Annotated in this window: 2 protein-coding genes; both read right to left on the reverse strand. The window is 48.4% G+C overall.

From position 1 onward, the window contains the following. Positions 1-347 precede the first annotated feature (347 nt). On the reverse strand, positions 348-683 hold the full coding sequence (gene grxD / locus KDK14_RS20460) for a Grx4 family monothiol glutaredoxin (protein ID WP_257267085.1): 336 nt from the start codon (positions 681-683) through the stop codon (positions 348-350). Between the two features lie 458 nt (positions 684-1141). Continuing rightward, positions 1142-1651 (reverse strand): GNAT family N-acetyltransferase, encoded by a 510-nt coding sequence (locus tag KDK14_RS20465; protein WP_306671642.1) that lies wholly within the window; start codon positions 1649-1651, stop codon positions 1142-1144. Positions 1652-1914: the final 263 nt, after the last annotated feature.

The raw sequence follows: 1914 nt of genomic DNA on the forward strand, positions 1-1914 counted from the left end.
AGAAACATACCTCCGCTTTCTGTTCGTGCTTCCGATGGTTCGGCACTCCGATGGTCCGGCACACCGATGGTCCGGCACTCCGATGGTCCGGCACTCCGGTATTCCGAAGCAATCTGAAAAGTAGAACAGATTGTCGAATAAGGTTTTTCCTGTTACCGGTAAGGGGAAAACTGCGCTCGGGCATGAGCGTCTCGCAGGAGGAATCCCACTGCTTTAGCTGTGGGATGATGTCAAAGGGATTCAACGGATTCGGGAATGGACTTGAAAAGTCCTGTGCAATTCATTTTACAACCCAATATCAACCTTCCGATTTCATCTCACCGGAAGGTTGGCTAACGAATACAGAATCAGTCTTCTGCCTTTTCGGAAGTACCTGCAGCTTCCGCAATCAACTGCTGAAGCTCACCGCTGTTAAACATATCAGTGATAATGTCACTGCCACCAATCAGCTCACCGTTAATCCACAGCTGGGGGAATGTCGGCCAGTTGGCATACTTGGGTAAGTTGGCACGAATCTCCGGGTTAGCCAGGACATCAACAAAAGCGAATTGTTCGCCACAGGCCATCAACGCCTGAACCGCCTTGGCGGAGAACCCACACTGCGGTAACTTGGGTGAGCCCTTCATGTATAGCAGGATAGTATGAGATTCTACCTGTTCTTTTATTTGCTCGATTACGTCCATGAGACAACCTCTTCTTCACTGGAATCATTGAGTGGAGTATTTTAACGAATCCCACGAAATTCTCTATCCATATCTGACGGATTGGGAGCAGAGCGACGGGGGGCGCCTGGACCTTTGCCAGTTTGGATGAAGTATTCCGCGAGAGTTGATAAACCCGGGAGGCTGTCCGAGAATAGCGTCCCCGTAGCAAGAACGGCAGAAAATTGAAGATAAACATTAGATTTTGTGCGGTGAATAGCGGGGCTATTTGCCGAATAAAAGCGGATTTTTAGACCAATTTGCTGCCGCCGCAGTAGGGCAGTCTATTCTCGGACAGCCTCTCCCGGGCCGCTGACTTACCTCCATTCCCGAAAAGTACCTCTGCTGCAATACGCTTATATCCATCACCTTCAAACGCATCAACCTGCTTCCAGTCACCGGCTAATTCAGTGGATGACAGCACCCACCCATGAACCTCGTCACCATCTTCTGAAAGTATCCGGGATACCCTCCTGGTGATCACCAGCAAAAGCACTCAATGCTGGCCCAGCAAGCTGATACCCTACCCATTCACTTTTAGGTGTGGCTCCTATGGATTGATAAAATTGAATGGCTGGCTCATTCCAGCCCAGTACACTCCATTCAAAGCGTCCACAGTTTTCAGAAACCGCCTGTTTTGCCAAATATTGCAACATGGCTTTGCCTGAACCCTTGCCTCGATACGCTGGTGCAATATACAAATCTTCCAGATAAAGGCCTTTTTTTCCCAGCCATGTCGAATAGTTATAAAAATAGACCGCAAAACCCACAGGCTCTCCATCCAGTTCACCGATAATCGCTTTTGCCGTGGCACCACCACCAAAAATGGATGCCTGAATATCTGCAACCGTGGCCACCACCTCATCTTCTGCCCGTTCATAGCGTGCAAGATCCTGAACAAAACCCAGGATCAACGCTGCATCCTCGGCAACAGCTTCTCTTATCAACATATCCGACACTGATACTCTCCAGCCAAGTGATTGTTATGGGGGATGAACTTTATTCTACTGCAGCGGTCACAACTCAGGGATTTTAAGTAGTTAACCAATTCTCAACTGTTGCATTTGCTGTGAAGACAAGAGGATCAACTGTTCCGATGAACTAAATAGAAAGCTGGCGCCACTATCAGGCATTTTTCCAACTGATCAAGGATATCTGGGTCAGGGCGACAGAATCGGTCGAACGATCATCCCGATAATAGGATATTTAGCTA

It is taken from the genome of Endozoicomonas sp. ONNA2 (genome assembly GCF_024606365.1).
Taxonomy (GTDB): Bacteria; Pseudomonadota; Gammaproteobacteria; order Pseudomonadales; family Endozoicomonadaceae; genus Endozoicomonas.

Coding starts and splice junctions, on each gene's coding strand:
- grxD (WP_257267085.1), bottom strand. CDS start 683: ATGGACGTAATCGAGCAAATAAAAGAACAGGTAGAATCTCATACTATC.
- KDK14_RS20465 (WP_306671642.1), bottom strand. CDS start 1,651: ATGTTGATAAGAGAAGCTGTTGCCGAGGATGCAGCGTTGATCCTGGGT.